Origin of the sequence: Crassaminicella indica, from assembly GCF_019203185.1 — a bacterium.
In the GTDB taxonomy this organism is placed as follows: Bacteria; Bacillota; Clostridia; order Peptostreptococcales; family Thermotaleaceae; genus Crassaminicella; species Crassaminicella indica.
In genome coordinates this window covers 811661-832025 of the sequence record NZ_CP078093.1, presented here as the reverse complement: position 1 = coordinate 832025, position 20365 = coordinate 811661, and the positions used below count along the sequence as shown (strand labels likewise).

Annotated in this window: 20 protein-coding genes, 1 tRNA gene, 3 rRNA genes and 1 other annotated feature; of the genes, 22 read left to right on the top strand and 2 right to left on the bottom strand. The window is 35.8% G+C overall.

Annotated features, from left to right (window positions below; all coding sequences use genetic code 11):
* Positions 1–23: 23 nt before the first annotated feature.
* From KVH43_RS03985 to KVH43_RS03905, 17 genes are all read left to right on the top strand, one after another.
* The gene (locus tag KVH43_RS03985) at positions 24–1208 is read left to right on the top strand and encodes a hypothetical protein (protein WP_218283581.1); all 1185 of its coding nucleotides are present in this window, start codon (positions 24–26) and stop codon (positions 1206–1208) included.
* A gap of 50 nt (positions 1209–1258) precedes the next feature.
* Positions 1259–1549 carry a zinc ribbon domain-containing protein gene (locus tag KVH43_RS03980; RefSeq protein WP_218283580.1) on the top strand — a complete coding sequence of 97 codons (291 nt, stop codon included), beginning with the start codon at positions 1259–1261 and terminating at the stop codon, positions 1547–1549.
* A gap of 226 nt (positions 1550–1775) precedes the next feature.
* Positions 1776–2939: a M20 family metallopeptidase gene (locus tag KVH43_RS03975; RefSeq protein ID WP_218283579.1), complete on the top strand. Its 1164-nt coding sequence runs from the start codon at positions 1776–1778 to the stop codon at positions 2937–2939.
* Between the two features lie 486 nt (positions 2940–3425).
* Positions 3426–4046, top strand: a complete 621-nt coding sequence (locus KVH43_RS03970) for a 50S ribosomal protein L25 (RefSeq protein WP_218283578.1) — start codon at positions 3426–3428, stop codon at positions 4044–4046.
* A 218-nt stretch (positions 4047–4264) separates the two neighbouring features.
* A 16S ribosomal RNA gene (locus KVH43_RS03965) occupies positions 4265–5791 on the top strand.
* 65 nt (positions 5792–5856) lie between these two features.
* Positions 5857–5932: transfer RNA gene (locus tag KVH43_RS03960), tRNA-Ala, on the top strand.
* A 47-nt stretch (positions 5933–5979) separates the two neighbouring features.
* Positions 5980–8903: ribosomal RNA gene (locus KVH43_RS03955) — 23S ribosomal RNA — on the top strand.
* A gap of 37 nt (positions 8904–8940) precedes the next feature.
* A 5S ribosomal RNA gene (gene rrf, locus KVH43_RS03950) occupies positions 8941–9057 on the top strand.
* The 16S, 23S and 5S rRNA genes sit together here with 1 tRNA gene alongside, the layout of an rRNA operon.
* A 236-nt stretch (positions 9058–9293) precedes the next feature.
* Entirely contained in the window at positions 9294–9473 is a 180-nt protein-coding gene (locus KVH43_RS03945; RefSeq protein ID WP_218283577.1) for a hypothetical protein, read from the top strand.
* 142 nt (positions 9474–9615) lie between these two features.
* Positions 9616–10116 carry a hypothetical protein gene (locus KVH43_RS03940; RefSeq protein ID WP_218283576.1) on the top strand — a complete coding sequence of 167 codons (501 nt, stop codon included), beginning with the start codon at positions 9616–9618 and terminating at the stop codon, positions 10114–10116.
* A gap of 28 nt (positions 10117–10144) precedes the next feature.
* Positions 10145–10429 carry a sigma factor G inhibitor Gin gene (locus tag KVH43_RS13410; protein WP_420829647.1) on the top strand — a complete coding sequence of 95 codons (285 nt, stop codon included), beginning with the start codon at positions 10145–10147 and terminating at the stop codon, positions 10427–10429.
* 206 nt (positions 10430–10635) lie between these two features.
* Entirely contained in the window at positions 10636–11340 is a 705-nt protein-coding gene (locus KVH43_RS03930) for a dTMP kinase (RefSeq protein WP_218283574.1), read from the top strand.
* A gap of 29 nt (positions 11341–11369) precedes the next feature.
* Positions 11370–12350 carry a DNA polymerase III subunit delta' gene (gene holB / locus KVH43_RS03925; protein ID WP_218283573.1) on the top strand — a complete coding sequence of 327 codons (981 nt, stop codon included), beginning with the start codon at positions 11370–11372 and terminating at the stop codon, positions 12348–12350.
* Position 12351: 1 nt separating this feature from the next.
* Complete coding sequence (locus tag KVH43_RS03920) at positions 12352–13257, top strand: PSP1 domain-containing protein (protein WP_218283572.1); 906 nt, start codon at positions 12352–12354, stop codon at positions 13255–13257.
* Positions 13258–13344: 87 nt separating this feature from the next.
* Positions 13345–13515 (top strand): DUF362 domain-containing protein, encoded by a 171-nt coding sequence (locus KVH43_RS03915; protein ID WP_218283571.1) that lies wholly within the window; start codon positions 13345–13347, stop codon positions 13513–13515.
* A gap of 123 nt (positions 13516–13638) precedes the next feature.
* A complete protein-coding gene (locus tag KVH43_RS03910; RefSeq protein WP_218283570.1) occupies positions 13639–14223 on the top strand; it encodes a peroxiredoxin family protein in 585 nt (194 codons plus the stop codon).
* A gap of 22 nt (positions 14224–14245) precedes the next feature.
* Positions 14246–15001: a tRNA1(Val) (adenine(37)-N6)-methyltransferase gene (locus tag KVH43_RS03905; RefSeq protein WP_218283569.1), complete on the top strand. Its 756-nt coding sequence runs from the start codon at positions 14246–14248 to the stop codon at positions 14999–15001.
* 29 nt (positions 15002–15030) lie between these two features.
* Here KVH43_RS03905 and KVH43_RS03900 read toward each other — a convergent pair whose 3' ends face one another.
* Together KVH43_RS03900 and KVH43_RS03895 are read right to left on the bottom strand one after the other, a co-directional pair.
* Entirely contained in the window at positions 15031–15270 is a 240-nt protein-coding gene (locus tag KVH43_RS03900) for an AbrB/MazE/SpoVT family DNA-binding domain-containing protein (RefSeq protein ID WP_218283568.1), read from the bottom strand.
* A gap of 90 nt (positions 15271–15360) precedes the next feature.
* The gene (locus KVH43_RS03895) at positions 15361–15627 is read right to left on the bottom strand and encodes a hypothetical protein (RefSeq protein ID WP_218283567.1); all 267 of its coding nucleotides are present in this window, start codon (positions 15625–15627) and stop codon (positions 15361–15363) included.
* Positions 15628–15791: 164 nt separating this feature from the next.
* Between KVH43_RS03895 and KVH43_RS03890 the strand changes: the two genes are divergently transcribed.
* The 5 genes from KVH43_RS03890 (at position 15792) to metG (ending at position 20365) form a co-directional block, all read left to right on the top strand.
* Positions 15792–16367 carry a nucleoside recognition domain-containing protein gene (locus KVH43_RS03890; protein ID WP_218283566.1) on the top strand — a complete coding sequence of 192 codons (576 nt, stop codon included), beginning with the start codon at positions 15792–15794 and terminating at the stop codon, positions 16365–16367.
* Position 16368: 1 nt separating this feature from the next.
* Entirely contained in the window at positions 16369–16902 is a 534-nt protein-coding gene (locus tag KVH43_RS03885; protein ID WP_218283565.1) for a spore maturation protein, read from the top strand.
* 284 nt (positions 16903–17186) lie between these two features.
* Entirely contained in the window at positions 17187–17534 is a 348-nt protein-coding gene (locus KVH43_RS03880) for a hypothetical protein (RefSeq protein ID WP_255547804.1), read from the top strand.
* Positions 17535–17863: 329 nt separating this feature from the next.
* Positions 17864–18105: a binding site (T-box leader), on the top strand.
* A gap of 42 nt (positions 18106–18147) precedes the next feature.
* On the top strand, positions 18148–18441 hold the full coding sequence (locus KVH43_RS03875; protein WP_218283564.1) for a hypothetical protein: 294 nt from the start codon (positions 18148–18150) through the stop codon (positions 18439–18441).
* Positions 18434–20365, top strand: coding sequence for a methionine--tRNA ligase (gene metG, locus KVH43_RS03870; RefSeq protein ID WP_218283563.1), 1932 nt, complete (start codon positions 18434–18436; stop codon positions 20363–20365). Before KVH43_RS03875 ends, metG begins: the two co-directional genes overlap by 8 nt.

The following is a 20365-nucleotide window of genomic DNA, read 5'->3' as shown; positions in this document are numbered from 1 at the left end:
AACAAACACAAGGAGGAATATGAATGAGTTTAATGATGGCATTTTGTGTAGTACTTATTGCATTAAGCGTTGGAGATATCATATCTACAAAAACAAAAGCATTTATACCATCTGTATTTGTATCAGCACTACTATTTTTATTTGGTTTTTGGACTTTTTTTCCTAGTGATATTGTAGCGTTAGCAGGATTTCAAAAGCCTATTATACTGCTTTCTATGTATTTATTGATTACACATATGGGTACTATGCTGAGTGTAAGAGAGTTGATGGAACAGTGGAAAACTATAGTAGTTGCATTATCTGGTGTGATTGGAATATGCTTAATGACTTTAACCTTTGGTAGAGTTTTGTTTGGATGGGAGACTGTTGTAACAGCAACACCACCATTAACAGGAGGAATTGTGGCTGCTATTATGATGTCAGATGCTGCAACTGCAAAAGGACTTGCTGATTTAGCAGTATTAGCAATTATTATGTATGTAATGCAAGGATTTGTAGGATACCCCTTAACGGCAATTATGCTTAAAAAGGAAGGAAATAGATTATTGAATATATTTAAAAGTGGAGAAGTAAAGCTACAAGAAGATACTAAAGATGAATTAGCTGTAGCTTCAGGAGAAAAATTCAGAATCTTTCCTAAAATCCCTCAAAAGTATCAAACTACATATATAATTCTTGCGAAGCTTGGATTGGTTGCATGGGCAGCTATAGCATTTGCTGCAGCTATTGATGAATTTATATCAAAATATGTTATCTGTTTGATATTTGGAGTTATTGCTGCTGAGGTAGGTTTTATAGAAAGAAAGCCATTAAACTTATCAGGTTCTTTTGGATTTTTTATGACAGGACTTATGGCATTTATATTTACAGGTCTTGGCAAAGCTACACCACAAATGCTAGGAGAAATTGCTGTACCACTCATGGGAATTATCATACTAGGCGTTTTAGGAATGGGTATATTATCTATGCTTATAGGAAAAGCATTAGGATATACAAAAGAAATGGCATTTGCTGTTGCGCTTACAGCTTTATATGGTTTTCCGCCTAACTATATATTAACAGAAGAAGCTGTAAAGGCACTTACAGAAAAGGAAGAGGAAAGAAAATATCTTATGGATCAAATGCTACCAAAGATGTTGGTAGGAGGCTTTACAACTGTTACGATAGTTTCTGTTATAGTAGCAGGTATTTTCGTAAAAATGTTATAGATAAATAACATCAAAACGAAATATAAAAAATAGCTCATTCCAGATAACTTTTGAAAAAACTAAACTTCATTAATAGTTTTTTATGTAAACTCCTTTATAATACTTATTTAGCTCAAAGAAAAGAATTAATTCTTGGAGATTTATCACAAGAGCAAATGATTAAAAAATCAAATTTAACAAAATTAAACAGAAGTATAAAAGAAAATTGGGGATTAGGTAAATTCAATACATTTTTGACATACAAGGCAAAATTGCATGATGTTAAAGTGGTTTATATAAATGAAGCTTATACCTCTAAAACTTGTTCAAATTGTGGTAATCGAAAGAGTATGGAATTATAAAAATATAAATCAAGTAACTACTCTACATTTTCATTTTGGAAAATTAGTTGCTTGATTGTTAAGAAAGGAAGTGAACAAAAGTACCGTTGGCTTGCGGTATAGCATTGTAGAGAAATGCTATTATGTACACTAATATTGTAAAAATATTGAGTGTATGAATAAAATCTATAATTTTCATATATTTAATTTATTAAGATTTTTATAGATTTTATAAAGCTGAACGATTATGAATATAAAAGAATTAGCAAAACAAAACAAACAGTATGTAATTGATTTAAGAAGAGAGTTTCATAAGTATCCTGAACCAAGCTGGCAGGAATTTAGAACTTCAAAAAGAATTAAGGAAGAGCTTGACAAAATGGGGATTGATTATATTTCTGTGGCAGGAACAGGAATCGTAGCAGTTATTAAAGGAGAAAAGAATGGAAAAACAGTAGCGTTAAGAGCTGATATTGATGCATTGCAGGTAAAAGAAGCAAATGATATTCCTTATAAATCTCAAAATGAAGGAATCATGCATGCATGTGGTCATGATGGGCATGGCGCTATGCTTTTAGGAGCTGCGAAAATATTAAATGACTGCAAATCTGAAATCAATGGTACTGTAAAATTATTCTTCCAGCCTGCAGAGGAATTAGCTGCAGGAGCAGAAAAGATGGTTCAAGAAGGGGTTATGGAAGGTGTAGATGGTGTATTTGGTATTCATCTATGGACTGATCTAGCTTGTGGAACTGTATCAGTAGAGGAAGGTCCTCGTATGGCATCAGCAGATTTATTTAAGATCAAAGTAAAAGGAAAGGGTGGGCATGGATCTTTGCCTCATCAAGGAGTTGATGCAGTAGTTGCTGCTTCTGCTATCGTGATGGATTTGCAATCTGTAGTAAGTAGAGAAATAAGTCCATTAGAATCAGCTGTTGTCAGTATAGGAAAATTTCAAGGAGGAACAAGGTTTAATGTAATTGCTGATGAAGCAGTTCTCGAAGGAACGACAAGATGCTTTAATAATGAAATAAGAAAAGAATTCCCTAAAATCCTGGAAAGAATTGCTAAAAATACAGCAGCAAGTTATAGGGCAGAAGCAGAAATTGAATATATTCATGGTACTCCTGCTACGATTAATGAAGCAGTTTGTTCAGGGATAGCTGAAAAGTCTGTAGAAAAGCTATTAGGAAAAGAAGGTATTAGCAAAATGGAAAAAGTAACAGGTGGAGAAGATTTTGCTAGATATCTAGAAGGAGTACTTGCTTTTGTTGGAGCAAGAAATGAAGAAAAGCAGGCAAATTATCCACATCATCATCCAAGATTTAACATAGATGAAGATGCATTAGAAATTGGTATAGCTCTTTATGCGCAGTTTGCAATAGATTTTTTAAATGAGGAAAAATGCTAAACCTTCAAAACTTACTTTGTTCAAACAATGAAGGTTATTAACACATTTTTCATATGGTTTCAGTAAGTTTTTTACAAAAGTTATTCACTTAATATTTATATATTTATTTTTTAATATTGATATTGTTTATCTATAGGTAAACAACTTTAAAATGAAATATAAAAGATAGTTCATTCCAGATAACTTTTGAAAAAACAAAACTTTATTTCATGAAAAAATACTAAACCTTCAAAACTCACTTCGTTCAAACAATGAAGGTTCTTAACGTATTTTTTATGAAATTTCAGTAAGTTTTTTTACAAAAGTTATCGAAGTCATTCACTTATCTTTATATATTTCTTTTTTTTTATGTTGATGTTGTTTACCTATATAAAATATGATGGCATTGCTAGATTATTCCTTCCTTTATAAATTTGAGAATGAAAGTATATAAAAAAGCGAATTGGAGATACTTACTATTAGATTTAATAATTGGGAGGAATATGTATGCTAAAATCTGTTATTCATGGGGACTTGAGAAATCAAATAGGTTCTAATGCGTGCCATCGAATAAGAAACATTGGTCATGTTCCAGCAGTAGTGTATGGACCAAATACTAATACGAGAGCAATAGAATTAGATAAAAGGGAAATAGATAATATCATAAGAAATTATGGAACAAATGTACTCTTTGATTTGCAGGTAGACAACAATTATTCAACAGTTATTATCAAGGAGATTCAGAGAAATCCGTTAACTAATGAAATAAGACATATAGATCTTCAGGAAATTTCTACTAATAAGCCAATACATACAACAGTACCTATCAGATTAATAGGAAAAGAAAAAGTAGAATCAAGTATTGGTGTTGTACAGCAGCAATTAAGAGAAGCTAATATTGAATGTTTACCAGATCGTATTCCTGAGAGCATAGATATAGATATATCATCATTAGCACCAGGAAATCCATTGAGGATAGCAGATGTAGAGTTTGGTGAAGAAATTAGTGTATTAAATGAACCTTATGAAGTTGTTGCGGCACTTACAAAAACAGAAAAAATTGTAGAGGCAACAGAAGAAGATGATTTGCTCGAAAAGGTTATTGAAGTACCCAAAGAGATAAAGTAGGTAGATTAATTGCCTACTTTATTTTTGTTTGAGGAATAAATTTATATTTATTCTAAAAAAATTATTCGAAAATTAGTTGACAAGATGAAACAGATATGCTAATATAAAAAAGTCGCTAAACGGCGATTAAATAAAAAAATTGAACCTTGAAAATTATACAGTGTAAGAAATTAAGCCAGATACTCGTTATAAACGAGAAACGTTCAATTCGAATTCTTTTATTTGAGAGTTTGATCCTGGCTCAGGATGAACGCTGGCGGCGTGCCTAACACATGCAAGTCGAGCGAGAAGCTGTCAATGATCCTTCGGGAGATTTGATTAGTGGAAAGCGGCGGACGGGTGAGTAACGCGTGGGCAACCTGCCCTATACACAGGGATAGCCTCGGGAAACCGGGATTAATACCTGATAAAGCTCTAGTACCGCATGGTACATGAGTCAAAGCTTTAGCGGTATAGGATGGGCCCGCGTCTGATTAGCTAGTTGGTGAGGTAACGGCTCACCAAGGCAACGATCAGTAGCCGACCTGAGAGGGTGATCGGCCACACTGGAACTGAGACACGGTCCAGACTCCTACGGGAGGCAGCAGTGGGGAATATTGCACAATGGGCGAAAGCCTGATGCAGCAACGCCGCGTGAGTGATGAAGGCCTTCGGGTCGTAAAACTCTGTCCTAAGGGAAGAAAACTGACGGTACCTTAGGAGGAAGCCCCGGCTAACTACGTGCCAGCAGCCGCGGTAATACGTAGGGGGCGAGCGTTATCCGGAATCACTGGGCGTAAAGGGTGCGTAGGCGGCCGATAAAGTCTGGGGTGAAAGGCTACGGCTCAACCGTAGTAAGCCTTGGAAACTTATTGGCTTGAGTGCAGGAGAGGAGAGTGGAATTCCTAGTGTAGCGGTGAAATGCGTAGATATTAGGAGGAACACCAGTGGCGAAGGCGACTCTCTGGACTGTAACTGACGCTGAGGCACGAAAGCGTGGGGAGCGAACAGGATTAGATACCCTGGTAGTCCACGCCGTAAACGATGAGTGCTAGGTGTCGGAGGTTCATCCCTTCGGTGCCGCAGCTAACGCATTAAGCACTCCGCCTGGGGAGTACGGTCGCAAGACTGAAACTCAAAGGAATTGACGGGGACCCGCACAAGCAGCGGAGCATGTGGTTTAATTCGAAGCAACGCGAAGAACCTTACCAGGACTTGACATCCTCTGCATTAACCTTAATCGGTGAAATCCCTCCGGGGACAGAGAGACAGGTGGTGCATGGTTGTCGTCAGCTCGTGTCGTGAGATGTTGGGTTAAGTCCCGCAACGAGCGCAACCCTTGTCTTTAGTTGCCAGCATTTCGGATGGGCACTCTAGAGAGACTGCCGGGGATAACTCGGAGGAAGGTGGGGATGACGTCAAATCATCATGCCCCTTATGTTCTGGGCTACACACGTGCTACAATGGCTGGTACAACGGGAAGCGAAGGAGTAATCTGGAGCAAATCCTAAAAGCCAGTCTCAGTTCGGATTGTGGGCTGCAACTCGCCCACATGAAGCTGGAGTTGCTAGTAATCGTGGATCAGAATGCCGCGGTGAATGCGTTCCCGGGTCTTGTACACACCGCCCGTCACACCACGGGAGTTGGGGGCACCCGAAGTCAGCTATCTAACCTTATGGAGGAAGCTGCCGAAGGTGAAATCAATAACTGGGGTGAAGTCGTAACAAGGTAGCCGTATCGGAAGGTGCGGCTGGATCACCTCCTTTCTAAGGAGAAAGGCTTAACTTACACTGTATAGTTTTGAAGGATCAAACCTTCAAAAGTTAATTATGGGGACGTAGCTCAGCTGGGAGAGCACCTGCCTTGCACGCAGGGGGTCAGGGGTTCGATCCCCCTCGTCTCCACCATGTGTACTTTGAAAACTGAACAATGCATATAAAATACAATTTTTACTGGTCAAGCTATAAAGAGCATAGGGCGGATGCCTTGGCACCAGGAGCCGATGAAGGACGTGGTAAGCTGCGATAAGCCTCGGGTAGCTGCAAGCAAGCGTTGATCCGGGGATTTCCGAATGGGGAAACCTACTTAAGGTAATACTTAAGTAACTATTACTGAATCCATAGGTAATGGTAGGCATACCAGGGGAACTGAAACATCTAAGTACCCTGAGGAAGAGAAAGAAAACTCGATTCCCTAAGTAGCGGCGAGCGAAAGGGGACTAGCCCAAACCTAAAGAATTTTCTTTAGGGGTTGCGGATATACTCATTAAGAAAGAGGTATTGTAGTCGAAGAAGTCTGGAAAGGCTCACCATAGAAGGTAATAGTCCTGTAGGCGAAACAAGAAGACTTTCGAGTATACTCCAGAGTACCACGAGACACGTGAAACCTTGTGGGAAGCAGGGGGGACCACCCCCCAAGGCTAAATACTACCTGGTGACCGATAGCGCATAGTACCGTGAGGGAAAGGTGAAAAGAACCCCGGGAGGGGAGTGAAATAGAACCTGAAACCCTATGTTTACAAGCAGTGGAAGTTCTTTTTATGAACGACCGCGTACTTTTTGTAGAACGGGCCAACGAGTTACGGTATGCAGCAAGGTTAAGTAGTTATGCTACGGAGCCGCAGCGAAAGCGAGTCTGAATAGGGCGATTTTAGTTGTATGCCGTAGACCCGAAACCGGGTGACCTATCCATGAGCAGGTTGAAGCGGAAGTAAAATTTCGTGGAGGACCGAACCCATGTCTGTTGAAAAAGGCTGGGATGACTTGTGGATAGCGGAGAAATTCCAATCGAACTCGGAGATAGCTGGTTCTCCCCGAAATAGCTTTAGGGCTAGCCTTAAAAGTTGTGATACGGAGGTAGAGCACTGAATGTCCTAGGGGCCCTCACCGGTTACCGAAGACTATCAAACTCCGAATGCCGTAATCATAATTTTAGGAGTCAGACTATGTGTGATAAGATTCATAGTCGAGAGGGAAACAGCCCAGACCGTCAGCTAAGGTCCCTAAGTACAGGTTAAGTGGAAAAGGATGTGGGATTGCATAGACAACTAGGATGTTGGCTTAGAAGCAGCCATTCATTCAAAGAGTGCGTAATAGCTCACTAGTCGAGTGATCCTGCGCCGAAAATTACCGGGGCTCAAACCTGTCACCGAAGCTACGGCATCCCTTTGGGATGGGTAGGGGAGCATTGTATACGGGTTGAAGCTGTACCGTAAGGAGCAGTGGACTGTATACAAGAGAGAATGTTGGCATGAGTAGCGAGAGGCAGGTGAGAATCCTGCCCGCCGAAAACCTAAGGTTTCCTGAGGAAGGTTCGTCCACTCAGGGTTAGTCGGGACCTAAGCCGAGGACGAAAGTCGTAGGCGATGGACAACAGGTTGAAATTCCTGTACCACCGAAAATCGTTTGAGCAATGGGGTGACACAGGAGGATAGGTTAAGCGCACCGTTGGTTGTGTGCGTCCAAGCGTTTAGGAAGTCGAGATAGGCAAATCCGTTTCGATAATTCTGAGACGTGATGGGGAGCGAAAAACAAGTAGCGAACTTACTGATTCCACACTGTCAAGAAAAGCCTCTAGCGAGATTGTAGGTGCCCGTACCGCAAACCGACACAGGTAGGTGAGGAGAGAATCCTAAGGCGAGCGAGAGAACTATTGTTAAGGAACTCGGCAAAATGACCCCGTAACTTCGGGAGAAGGGGTGCCACGTTAGGGTGCAAGCCCGAGGTGGCCGCAGAGAATAGGCCCAAGCGACTGTTTAGCAAAAACACAGGTCTCTGCTAAGTCGAAAGACGATGTATAGGGGCTGACGCCTGCCCGGTGCTGGAAGGTTAAGGGGAAGTGTTAACGAAAGTGAAGCACAGAACTTAAGCCCCAGTAAACGGCGGCCGTAACTATAACGGTCCTAAGGTAGCGAAATTCCTTGTCGGGTAAGTTCCGACCCGCACGAAAGGCGTAACGATTTGGGCACTGTCTCAACAATAGACTCGGTGAAATTGTAGTACCGGTGAAGATGCCGGTTACCCGCAGCAGGACGGAAAGACCCCGTGGAGCTTTACTGTAGCCTGACACTGGATTTTGGTATTACATGTACAGGATAGGTGGGAGACTGAGAAGCATGCACGCCAGTGTGTGTGGAGTCGACGTTGGGATACCACTCTTGTAATACTGAAGTTCTAACCATAAGCTGTGAATCCAGCTTTGGGACACTGTCAGGTGGGCAGTTTGACTGGGGCGGTCGCCTCCTAAAGAGTAACGGAGGCGCCCAAAGGTTCCCTCAGCGCGGTCGGAAATCGCGCGAAGAGTGCAAAGGCAGAAGGGAGCTTGATTGCGAGACACACAGGTCGAGCAAGGACGAAAGTCGGGCTTAGTGATCCGGTGGTTCCGAGTGGAAGGGCCATCGCTCAACGGATAAAAGCTACCCCGGGGATAACAGGCTTATCTCCCCCAAGAGTCCACATCGACGGGGAGGTTTGGCACCTCGATGTCGGCTCGTCTCATCCTGGGGCTGAAGTAGGTCCCAAGGGTTGGGCTGTTCGCCCATTAAAGAGGCACGCGAGCTGGGTTCAGAACGTCGTGAGACAGTTCGGTCCCTATCCGCTGTGGGCGTAGGAAATTTGAGAGGAGCTGTCCTTAGTACGAGAGGACCGGGATGGACGTACCTCTGGTGCATCAGTTGTCACGCCAGTGGCACAGCTGAGTAGCTATGTACGGAAGGGATAAGCGCTGAAGGCATCTAAGCGCGAAGCCCCCCTTAAGATAAGATTTCCCATGGAGTTAATCCAGTAAGACCCCAGAAAGACGATCTGGTTGATAGGTCGGAGGTGTAAGGGCAGTAATGTCTTTAGCTGACCGATACTAATAGGTCGAGGGCTTGACCAAAATATGCATTGTTTAGTTTTGAGGGTATATATAATAATCCAGTGGCAATAGCGAAGGGGTCACACCTGTTCCCATACCGAACACAGAAGTTAAGCCCTTCAGCGCTGATGGTACTTAGGCGGAGACGCCTTGGGAGAGTAGGTCGTCGCTGGTTTAGAAAAAGCTCAGAAATTTTTTCTGAGCTTTTTCTTTTTCATAAAAAAAACACGAATATATATGGTATGTATGAAAATAAAAAAACTATATATGGTGTAGGCTACAACATAAATCTACAATAAAAGAATAAATAGGACAAAAGAACTAAGGATACAACAAAGGAAAAATAAAAGATATCTAGAATATATATGCAAGGAAAAAAGAGAAGAGATCATTAGAAAAGGATGATTATATATGGTTTTAAAGCTAATATTTCTTATTATGCTGTGTATACCTATTGCATGCTTTCAAATATATTTATTAGCAGATGCAGTAAAAGATTTAAAAAAGACTAAAACATCAATGAGAAGAAAGGAAAAATCTAGACATTTGAAGAGCAGTATGAAAAAAAATCATCTTAAAATTGCAAAATGAAAAATATTTTAAGGACATCGTTGACAAAAAGCTTTCAGATGGAAGCTTTTTTTTGTTTGAGTTGCGAAAAGGAAAATAAGATGATATGATAATATTTGTACTATTAAGAATATCATTTTAAATCAGATAAGGAGAAGAAAATATGGCATTGATTAGGCAAACCATAAAGCAAAAGAAGCTTTCGTTTTGGAAAGTACTATTTATGATTTGCGGACCATTGTTTGCAATGAATATGGCTATGAAAATATTAAGAGGGCTTAGTCCTATTATTGGAACGATTGGAGGGTTAGTGACTCTTGCAGGAGCAGTTATTGCTTGTTTTATCATTATATATAAGCATGTAGCCTATTTTAACTACAAGATTATAGATGATGAATTTATTATGGAAAAAGTATTTGGAAAAGCAAATCATTTATTTTTAACATTAAAGTTAAGTGAATTAGAACAATTTAGGCCTTTTAATGAAGTAGATATACAGGAAGCAAAAAGTAATAAAGTATCAATATACAAATTTGTATCTGGAAGAAATACAGAAAGATGGTATGTAGGTGAATTTACAAGAAGTAGTAAAAAATATATGTTTATTATAGAACCAAATGATGAAGTACTGAGTGCAATTTATACTTCTCAAAAGTCATATTAGTGATTATAAAAATTCTCATGTGATCTACATGAGAATTTTTTTTGAAAAAAGAATAACAAGACATACTGGTTTTGAATACAATAATAAATATAGGTCAATAATCACAATAAAAAGGTTGGTGAGCTGTATGCATAAGACAGTCTCCTGTTGTATGTGCAAAGAAAAAGCACCAAAATATATAAGGGTGTTAGACGAATACATATGTGAAGAATGTGAAAGGGTTATAAGTACTTTAGATATGGATGATGTAAGATACGAATACTATAATATAATTTTTAAGAAAATATGGCATAATTTCTTGGTTACCCTATAGTGAGCAAAGTCATCAGCTTTTGTTGATGGCTTTATTTTTATATTTCAACATCAAATTTTTATGTTGTTTATTTATAGGTAAACAACTTCAACATAAAAAAAGAAATATATAAAGATAAGTTATTTGGAATGAACTATCTTTTATATTTCATTTTGAAGTTATTTACCTATATATAAAGGAAGATATGATAAAATAATAGATAAAGCATGATATTGGAGACAGGAGGAACAAAAGTGAAGGGAAAATTATTCGTTATAGAATCAGGTGTAGATGCAAGTGGAAAAGCTACTCAATCAGAGAAATTATATAAAAGATTATTGGCTGAAGGAATGAATATAAAAAAAATTACTTTTCCTAATTATGAAAGTCAAGCTTCTGCTCTTGTAAAGATGTATTTGAATGGAGATTTTGGCAATAAGCCAGATGATGTCAATCCATATACTGCTTCTACCTTTTATGCAGTAGATCGATATGCTTCATATGTAAAGGATTGGAAAACCTTCCTTGAAGATGGTGGAATAATTATTGCAGATAGATATACTACTTCAAATATGGTTCATCAGGCTTCTAAGTTTCAGACTCAGAAGGAAAAAGGAATTTTTTTAGATTGGCTATGGGATTTAGAATTTAAAAAGATGGAGCTGCCGATTCCAGATGAAGTGATATTTTTAAATATGAGTCCAGAAGTAAGCTATCAGCTAATGAAAAATCGAATGAATAAAATAAATGGGCAAATGAAAAAGGATATACATGAAAGAGATTTTGAATATCTGAAAAAAACATATGAGAATGCTTTATGGGTAGCGAACAAATATCATTGGAAAAAAATTGAATGCATTAAAAATCAAAAGCTAAAGAGTATTGATGAAATTCATGAAGAGATTTATAAAATAGTAAAAGAAAAGCTGTAAGAGAGTATATCAATAATTGGAGGATTTGAATGCGTTTTAAAGATATCATAGGACAAGAGAAGGGAATTAATTATTTAAAAAGGTCTATTCAAAATAAAAGAATTGCTCATGCATATATATTTGAAGGACCAAAGGGTGTTGGGAAAGCACAGATAGCCTTAGTTTTTGCGAAGGCAATACAGTGCAAAAATTATTATGAAGATGTTTGCAATCACTGTTCATCGTGTTTGAAGGTAAATACTAATAACCATCCAGATATAAAAATGATTGAACCAGAAGGGAAAAGTATCAAAAACAACCAAATTGAAGATTTTCAACAGGATTTACTGAGAAAGCCTTATGAGAGCAATAAAAAAATATATATTATAAAGGATGCCAACCTTATGACAGATAGCGCACAAAATCGTCTATTAAAAACTCTAGAGGAGCCGCCAGCATATGCTGTAATAATACTTCTTAGTACTAATGCAAATAGCTTTTTGCCGACTATTAAATCGCGGTGTCAGATATTGAAATTTCATCCAATTGGAGAAAAAATTATAGAGGATATTTTAGTGAATAAGTATGGTATGCAAACCGATGAAGCAAAAGTTCTAGCAGCTTTTTCTGATGGAAGTTTAGGAAAAGCATTGAAGCTGAAGGAATCAGAAGAATTTAAAATTAAAAGAGAAGAAACAATAAAAGTCATTGAAAAGCTCTTAAAAAAAGACCAATTAATGGTATTCGAGTTATTTGAATTTTTTCAACAAAATAAAGCTTATATAGATGAAATATTAGATTTTATGCTTTTTTGGTTTAGAGATATACTTTTACTGAGCCAAACAGAATCAGACAAGTTTTTGGTGAATATGGATAAAAAAGCAGCTTTACAAAGACATATGAATTATATAGCATATAATAAAATAGGAAATATTATTCATATTATAGAAAAAACAAAAAATGATATAAAAGCAAATGTAAATTTTCAATTAGCAATTGAAATGATGCTTTTAACTATACAGGAGGAATAAAATGGTAACTGTTGTTGGTGTAAGATTCAAAAAAGCAGGAAAAATATATTATTTTGATCCAGATGAGATTTCTATTGAAAAAGGACAAAATGTTATTGTTGAAACTGCAAGAGGGATAGAATTTGGAGAAGTTGTAGTAGGACCAAAAGAGATTGAAGAAGATGATATAGTAGCTCCGTTGAAAAAAGTATTAAGGGTAGCTACTTTAGAAGATGAAATACAAAATAAGCAGAATATAGAAAAAGAACAGGAAGCTTTTAACATATGCTTAGAAAAAATTAGTGCTCACCAATTGGAAATGAAGCTGATTGATGTAGAGTATACCTTTGACAATAATAAAGTAATATTTTATTTTACAGCTGATGGGAGAGTAGATTTTAGAGAATTAGTAAAAGATTTGGCAGCAGTCTTTAAAACGAGAATAGAGCTACGTCAAATTGGTGTTAGAGATGAAGCAAAGATGATTGGTGGTATAGGACCTTGTGGAAAAAGTCTTTGCTGTGCTACTTGGCTGGGAGATTTTGAGCCTGTTTCTATAAAAATGGCAAAGGAACAGAGTTTATCGTTAAATCCAACAAAGATATCTGGAATTTGTGGACGACTCATGTGTTGCTTAAAATATGAACATGAAACATATCAGTGTTTAAGAGAAAACCTTCCTGAACAGGGAGAGAAGGTGCTAACAGCAGACGGGGTAGGTATTGTTGTAGATAATAGTGTGCTTTTAGAGTGTGTAAAGGTACGTCATATAGTAGAAGAAAAAGAAGGTGCTCAAGAGTACAAATTAAGTGATGACATATATATTTATCATAAGGAGCAAGTAAAAAGGATTGGATGCTGTTGCAAAAATGAAACGGTAGAGATATCAGATACAGAGGTTGAAGGATTAGACGAATTAGAAGAATAAAAATTTATCATCATCGTTATAATTTGTATGATAGTTGGAAATACTTAACTAGAAGTCTATTTTCCAAAAGCTGTGGAGGTGAATATTTTGGCATATGTAATTACAGATGCATGTATTAGCTGTGGTGCATGTGAACCAGAGTGTCCTGTAGATGTAATCAGTGCTGGTGATGACAAGTATATAATCGATCAAGCAGGATGTATAGAATGTGGTGCTTGTGCAAATGTATGTCCTGTAGATGCACCTAAACCAGAATAATGAAGAAAGTCCCTGTAATGAGGGGCTTTTTTTGTAAAGAGAGTTTTCTGCATTTATCATATAAATTATAGTATAATGATATAAAAGGCTTTTACAATTAAAGAGGGAGTGGGATGTGGTGTCATGTACAAAAAATGGATAATTGTATTGGTGATAATTGTACTAGGGACTGCTGCTTTAGGGGGATATCTTAAAAAAGAGGAGCCTAAAAAAGATCCAGTAGTTGAATCAGAAAACGATGATGAAAAGGATCAAGTAATAGAAGAAAATGGTGTATTTGTAGGGGATAAAGCTTATGATTTTACACTTTTAGACAAAGAAGGAAATGAAATAAAATTATCTGATTTAAAGGGAAAAGTTGTATTCCTTAATTTCTTCACTACTTGGAGTGGTGCATGTAATCAAGAAATGCCTCATATACAAGAAATATATGAAAAGTATCAAGAAAAGAATATAGTGGTTTTAGCTGTAAATGTGTTAGCTGCTGAAAAAAAGGATGCAAAAGGTGTGAATGATTTTTTAGATGAAAAGGGATATACATTTCCTATATTATATGATGTAGATGGAGAGATATCAGTTAAATATAAGGTAAGGACATATCCTACTACTTATATTATTGATGAAGAAGGAATAATCAAAGAAGCTGTAACGCAGAGTATGGATAAAAAAACAATGCTTGAAAAAATTGAAAACGTATTAAACAAATAGGAGTAGAATCAGGAGAGATAGTATGGAAGAAAAATTAGTAAAACAACACGAAAGAGTAGATGATTTGCAGTGCAAGGGACTAAGACTTATACAAAATCCAAATGGTTTTTGCTTTGGGATTGATGCTGTACTGCTTAGCAATTTTTGTGAAATAAGAAAAAATTGGCGAGTTGTAGATTTGGGAACGGGAACAGGAATTATCCCTATATTACTAGCAGGAAAAACAGATGCAAAAGAAATTTTGGGCGTTGAAATTCAAGAAGCTGTTGCAGAAATGGCTCAAAGAAGTGTAAAGCTGAATAAATTACAAGATAGAGTAAAAATTATCAATGAAGACTTAAAAAATATATTAGAACATATAGAGTCTTATTCCTTTGATTGTGTTACATCTAATCCTCCTTATATGAACGCAGGAGGAGGGCTTTTAAATCCTGAAAGCATGAAAGCCATATCAAGACATGAAGTAAAATGCACATTAGAAGATGTTATTTCTGTTTCTAGTAAGCTTTTAAAGGATAGAGGTCATTTTTATATGGTACATAGACCCCATAGATTGGTAGATATTATTTATTTATGCAGACAATATCGACTTGAGCCTAAGAAAATAAGATTTGTCCATCCTAATAAAAATAAAAAACCTAATATTTTATTAATACAATGCGTAAAATATGGAAGACCCGAATTAAAATTCATGGATCCTTTATATGTTTATAATGAAGATGGAACATACACAGATGAGATTCATGAAATATATGGAAGAGATAGTCAAAACAAATAAAAATACTTGTGCTGTAGCACAAGTTATTTTTATTTGCTCAACTCTTCTATACAAGCTGGGCAGATATTTTTTCCTTTGAAAACTTCGATATCCTTTGCTTGACCGCAGAAAATACAAGCTGGTTCGTATTTTTTTAGGATGATTTGATCTTTATCGACATAAATCTCAAGCGCATCCTTTTCTTTGATGTTTAATGTTCTTCTTAATTCAATTGGAAGTACTACTCTACCTAGTTCATCTACTTTTCTTACAATACCTGTGGATTTCATTTGTTTATCTCCTTTCTTCTACAACTTTCGACATTTTTTTTAATGTAATTAAATAGTACCAGAATTGTAAATAAAAGTCAACCATAAATTTTAAAAGAATTTTATTATTTTTTTTAGAGCATATATAACCTGTATACTACTCAATATCCATGTTGAAATATTTGAGTTTTTTGCGATATCAGGAACCTTATTCAGAAGGATATCGATGTTATCTTGATGATCTTTAAGTGTTTTTTGTATGATTTTTACTATGGCATTTAAGTTTTTTAAAAGTATGATTGCATAAATTATGAAAACAAATAATGCTGAGCCTAATAAAATAATACCTAGATCTCCTAAAGAAACTTTTATATTCAAAGAGTATTCCCCCTTTCATAGATAGATACGAAAAAATTCTTTACATTATGTCTTTTTATAAAGGATTTATATTCATATGTTTTTTGAGTAATATCATATACTTTCATAGGGATATTTATATAACGTTAATATTTAAGCCTTATAAAGAAATGGGGAGATAAGAAATGATGAGTGTCATTTGGTTTATGATGATGATTATAGGCATTATTACTGCTGTATTCACACAGAATACCCATGTGATTAATGATGCTGTTATTAAAAATACTCAAGAGGCAGTAGTATTTGCAATAGGTCTTACTGGAATTATGGCAGTGTGGTTAGGACTTATGAATATAGCAGAAAAGTCAGGACTAATAAGAAAAATTGGAAGGATAATGAGTCCATTTATAAGACTTTTGTATCCTACAATCCCTAAAAACCATCCTGCTATTAGCAGTATAGTCATGAACATGGTAGCAAATATGTTTGGTGCAGGTAATTCTGCAACAGCACTAGGACTTAAGACAATGGAACAGCTTCAAAGGATTAATAATGACAAAAGTACAGCAAGTAATGCTATGTGTATGTTTTTAGTTATTAACATGTCGTCTATTCAGCTTATTCCATTATCTGTACTCAAGATCCGAGCAGATGCGGGAAGCTTAAATCCTACAGAGATTATCGGGACCTCCATTACTGCAACTGCTGTTTCAACTATTGTAGGGATTATAGCTTGTAAATTATTAGAAAGGAAATATTAATATGATTCAAATTTTGAATTTTATATCTATAATGATTATTCCTATTTTAATCACTATCATTTTAGTACATGGGATGATTAAAAAAGTAAACATTTACGAAGCTTTTGTAGAAGGGGCTAAAGAAGGATTTCAAACGGCTATTCGTATTATGCCATACCTTATTGCTATTTTTTTAGCTATAGGAATATTTAAAGATTCAGGAGCTTTAAATATATTTATTAAAATATTATCACCTATTACAAAATTATTCGGGGTTCCAAGTGAAGTTTTACCTCTAGCAATTATGAGACCTATATCAGGGAGTGGTTCGCTAGGAATTTTAAAGGATTTGGTTGGGACTTATGGACCAGATTCTTTTATTGGAAGACTTGCTTGTACTATGATGGGATCAGCTGAAACTATATTCTATACCATGGCTGTATATTTTGGTGCTGTGGGAATAAAAAGAGGAAGACATACTCTTCCTGCAGCATTAATATCTCATATAGCAGCTATTTTTGCTTCGGTATGGGTTTGTAGGTGGGTATTTTCATAGATTAATATTGTATGCTAAAGAGAATATGAGATTTTAGTGAACTATTAAACAGGAAAAAATACTTATACGATATATTTATTTTTTTACAAAAAGTAGTTTTGACTTAAGAAAAGGGGGGCCTTAAAGTTGCTTAGCATAAAAAAACAAAAGATGAATAGATTTATGGCATGGATTATCATGTCTGTAATGGTATTTAGTCGGGACGATTTTTTTTATTGATAAATTTGAGTAGAAAGTAATTTGATGTTAAAATAAAGTTAATCAATAATATAGGTGGTGAAATGATGGAAAAAGAATTGCTGTTAGCAATTAGGGAAATCCTTAAAGAAGAATTAAAGCCTTTAAAAACTGAAATATCAGGTATGAAAGATGAAATATCAGGTATGAAAGATGAAATATCAGGTATAAAAAATGAAATAGCATACATGAAAACTAGAATGGATGAAACCTATGAAATCGTTAAGGCATTAGAGCATTCATCACAAGTGAACAAAGCAGAACATGATAGTATGCTGAATGATATAGCCCATATCAAAGGAGACATACAAATAATTAAGAGAGATATGTATAGAGTTGAGGAAGCTACAGCTAATAATTGGGCAGATATTGCTAGACTCAAGCAAGTAAAATAATTGGAAGTAAAAAACTAGAAAATAAAAATTTCAATTGATTAAAACTATGAATATATAGATACCTCTTGGCAGAATTAAAGACAAGAGGTATTTTGTGTTCAATGGGGTTATGGGAGTGAATAAACTGAAAAATATATTGAATTTGGTGTTTGCTTCGCTTAAAGCGAATATTAGATTAGGTAGATAAAAAACTTTTTAGTTTTGGAATAGTTTGTAGGAAGAGAAATAGAAGAGCATAAAAATCCTTATTTAAAAGTAAAATATAACATAAATAGTATTGACAACACTTACATATTTTTATAAATTAGTATATATAATAAGCTTATACGATAAAAGTAATGATGGGAAGAGTAGGTATGATATTTCGTTACAGAGAGCTAGGGGTGGTGAGACTTAGCACGAAGTAATATACTGAAGATGGCCCCTAAACTGCATAGCTGAGACTTTTGTTTAGGTTATGCCGGAGTTGCGTCCGTTAATTTTGCAAGGTGATTCTTGTCACTTACTAAGGTTACTATTGTGAGATAGTAATGAATTAGGGTGGTAGCACGAGAAATTTCTCGTCCCTTTGCTTAGGGGCGGGTTTTTTTATTTTAAAGGGCAGGTGGTGCTTTTGGCGTTTGTGAAGCAGCTAGGGCTGTTTTTAAGATTTATCTATGGATATTTGATTGGATTTATTTTTATTTCTGTGATCTATATTGTTGTAGGGATTACAGTAATTTTATTTCATCCTGAACCCTTTTCAATCTTTGTGATCGAATATATTCAGGAAGTAGACCATTATAAATTAAAAATTACTTTATTAGGACATTTGGTTATGGCTGTATTTGGTATATTTGAATGGATAAAATGTAAAAATGAACTTAAAAGGAGAAAGAAAAAGAGGAGGAAAAGAACTTATGAGTAAAGGAAGCTTTTATATTACAACACCGATTTATTATCCAAGCTCTAATTTACATATTGGGCATACATACTCAACTGTAGCAGCTGATGCTTTAGCAAGATTTAAAAGACTTACTGGATATGATGTAATGTTTTTGACAGGGACAGATGAGCATGGACAAAAGCTTCAAGCTGTAGCAAAAGAAAATGGTATGGAGCCAAAGGAATATATTGATGGGATTGTAGCAGGAATTAAAAAATTATGGGAGACTATGGAAATCTCCTATGACTATTTTATTAGAACTACAGATGAAGATCATAAGAGAAGAGTTCAAAAAATATTTAAGAAGCTTTATGACAAAGGAGATATTTACAAGGGTGAATATGAAGGGTTATATTGTACTCCTTGTGAATCCTTTTGGACAGAGACCCAAGTTGTTGATGGAAAATGTCCAGATTGTGGAAGACCTGTAGAAAAAACAAAGGAAGAAGCTTACTTTTTTAAGCTTTCAAAATATCAAGATAGACTTCTTCAGTTATTTGAAGAGAATCCCGAGTTTTTACAGCCTGCATCAAGAAAAAATGAAATGGTTAACTTTATAAAGTCAGGACTTGAGGATTTATGTATATCAAGAACAAGCTTTGATTGGGGAATTAAGGTTCCTATTGATGAAAAGCATGTTATTTATGTATGGCTTGATGCATTATCAAACTATATTACAGCTTTAGGCTATCCAGAAGAGTTAGACGGAAAATATAAAAAATATTGGCCTGCTGATGTACATTTAATGGCAAAGGAAATTGTAAGATTCCATACAATTATTTGGCCAGCAATACTAATGGCACTAGATATTCCACTTCCTAAGAAGGTATTTGGACATGGATGGATTTTACTTGAGGGTGGAAAAATGTCTAAATCAAAAGGAAATGTAGTAGATCCTGTAGTCCTTGTAGATAGATATGGAACAGATGCATTAAAATATTTCTTGTTAAGAGAGTATTCATTTGGACAGGATGGTGTATTTACTAATGATGTTCTTCTACATAGGATCAACTCAGACCTTGCAAATGATTTGGGAAATCTAGTAAGTAGAACAGTTGCTATGATTGAAAAATACAATGGTGGTATTATTCCTGAGGCAAAGACAGGTACGGAATTTGATGATGATTTAAAAGCTTTAGCCACTGGTGTTGCAGCAAAATTGGAAGAAAAAATGAATGCACTAGATTATAGCAATGCTTTAGAAGAAATTTGGAAGCTTGTAAGAAGAACTAATAAATATATAGATGAGACAACTCCGTGGATTTTAGCTAAGGATGAAGCACAGAAGGAAAGATTGAATACGGTTTTATATAATCTAGCAGATAGTATTAGAATTATCTCTGTTTTGATTTTACCGTTTATGCATACAACATCTAAAAGGATTTGGACACAACTAGGTATTAATCACGGACAAGGAACTGCTTGGGAAGATACTTTTGAGTTTGGAAAGCTTCCTAGCGGTATAAAAGTGAAAAAAGATGCACCATTATTCCCAAGAATTGATATTGAAAAAGAATTAAAAGCTTTAGAAGCTACAAAGAAAAGTGAAGAGCTAAAGAAAGAGGAGAAGAAGGAAATGACGCAAAAACCTGAAATTACAATTGATGATTTTGATAAGATTGATTTGAAGGTTGGACAAATTTTAGAATGTAAAAAGCATCCAAAGGCAGATAAGCTTTTAGTATCTCAAGTGAAGATTGGTGACGAGGTAAGACAAATTGTATCAGGTATTGCAAAACACTACAAACCAGAGGAATTGGTAGGTAGAAAGGTTATTGTTGTAACAAATCTAAAGCCAATCAAGCTAAGAGGAGAAGAATCAAGAGGAATGATTTTAGCAGCAGCTGATGGAAAAACATTAACACTTGTAACAGCTGATATTGAAGATGGAGCACAGGTAAGCTAA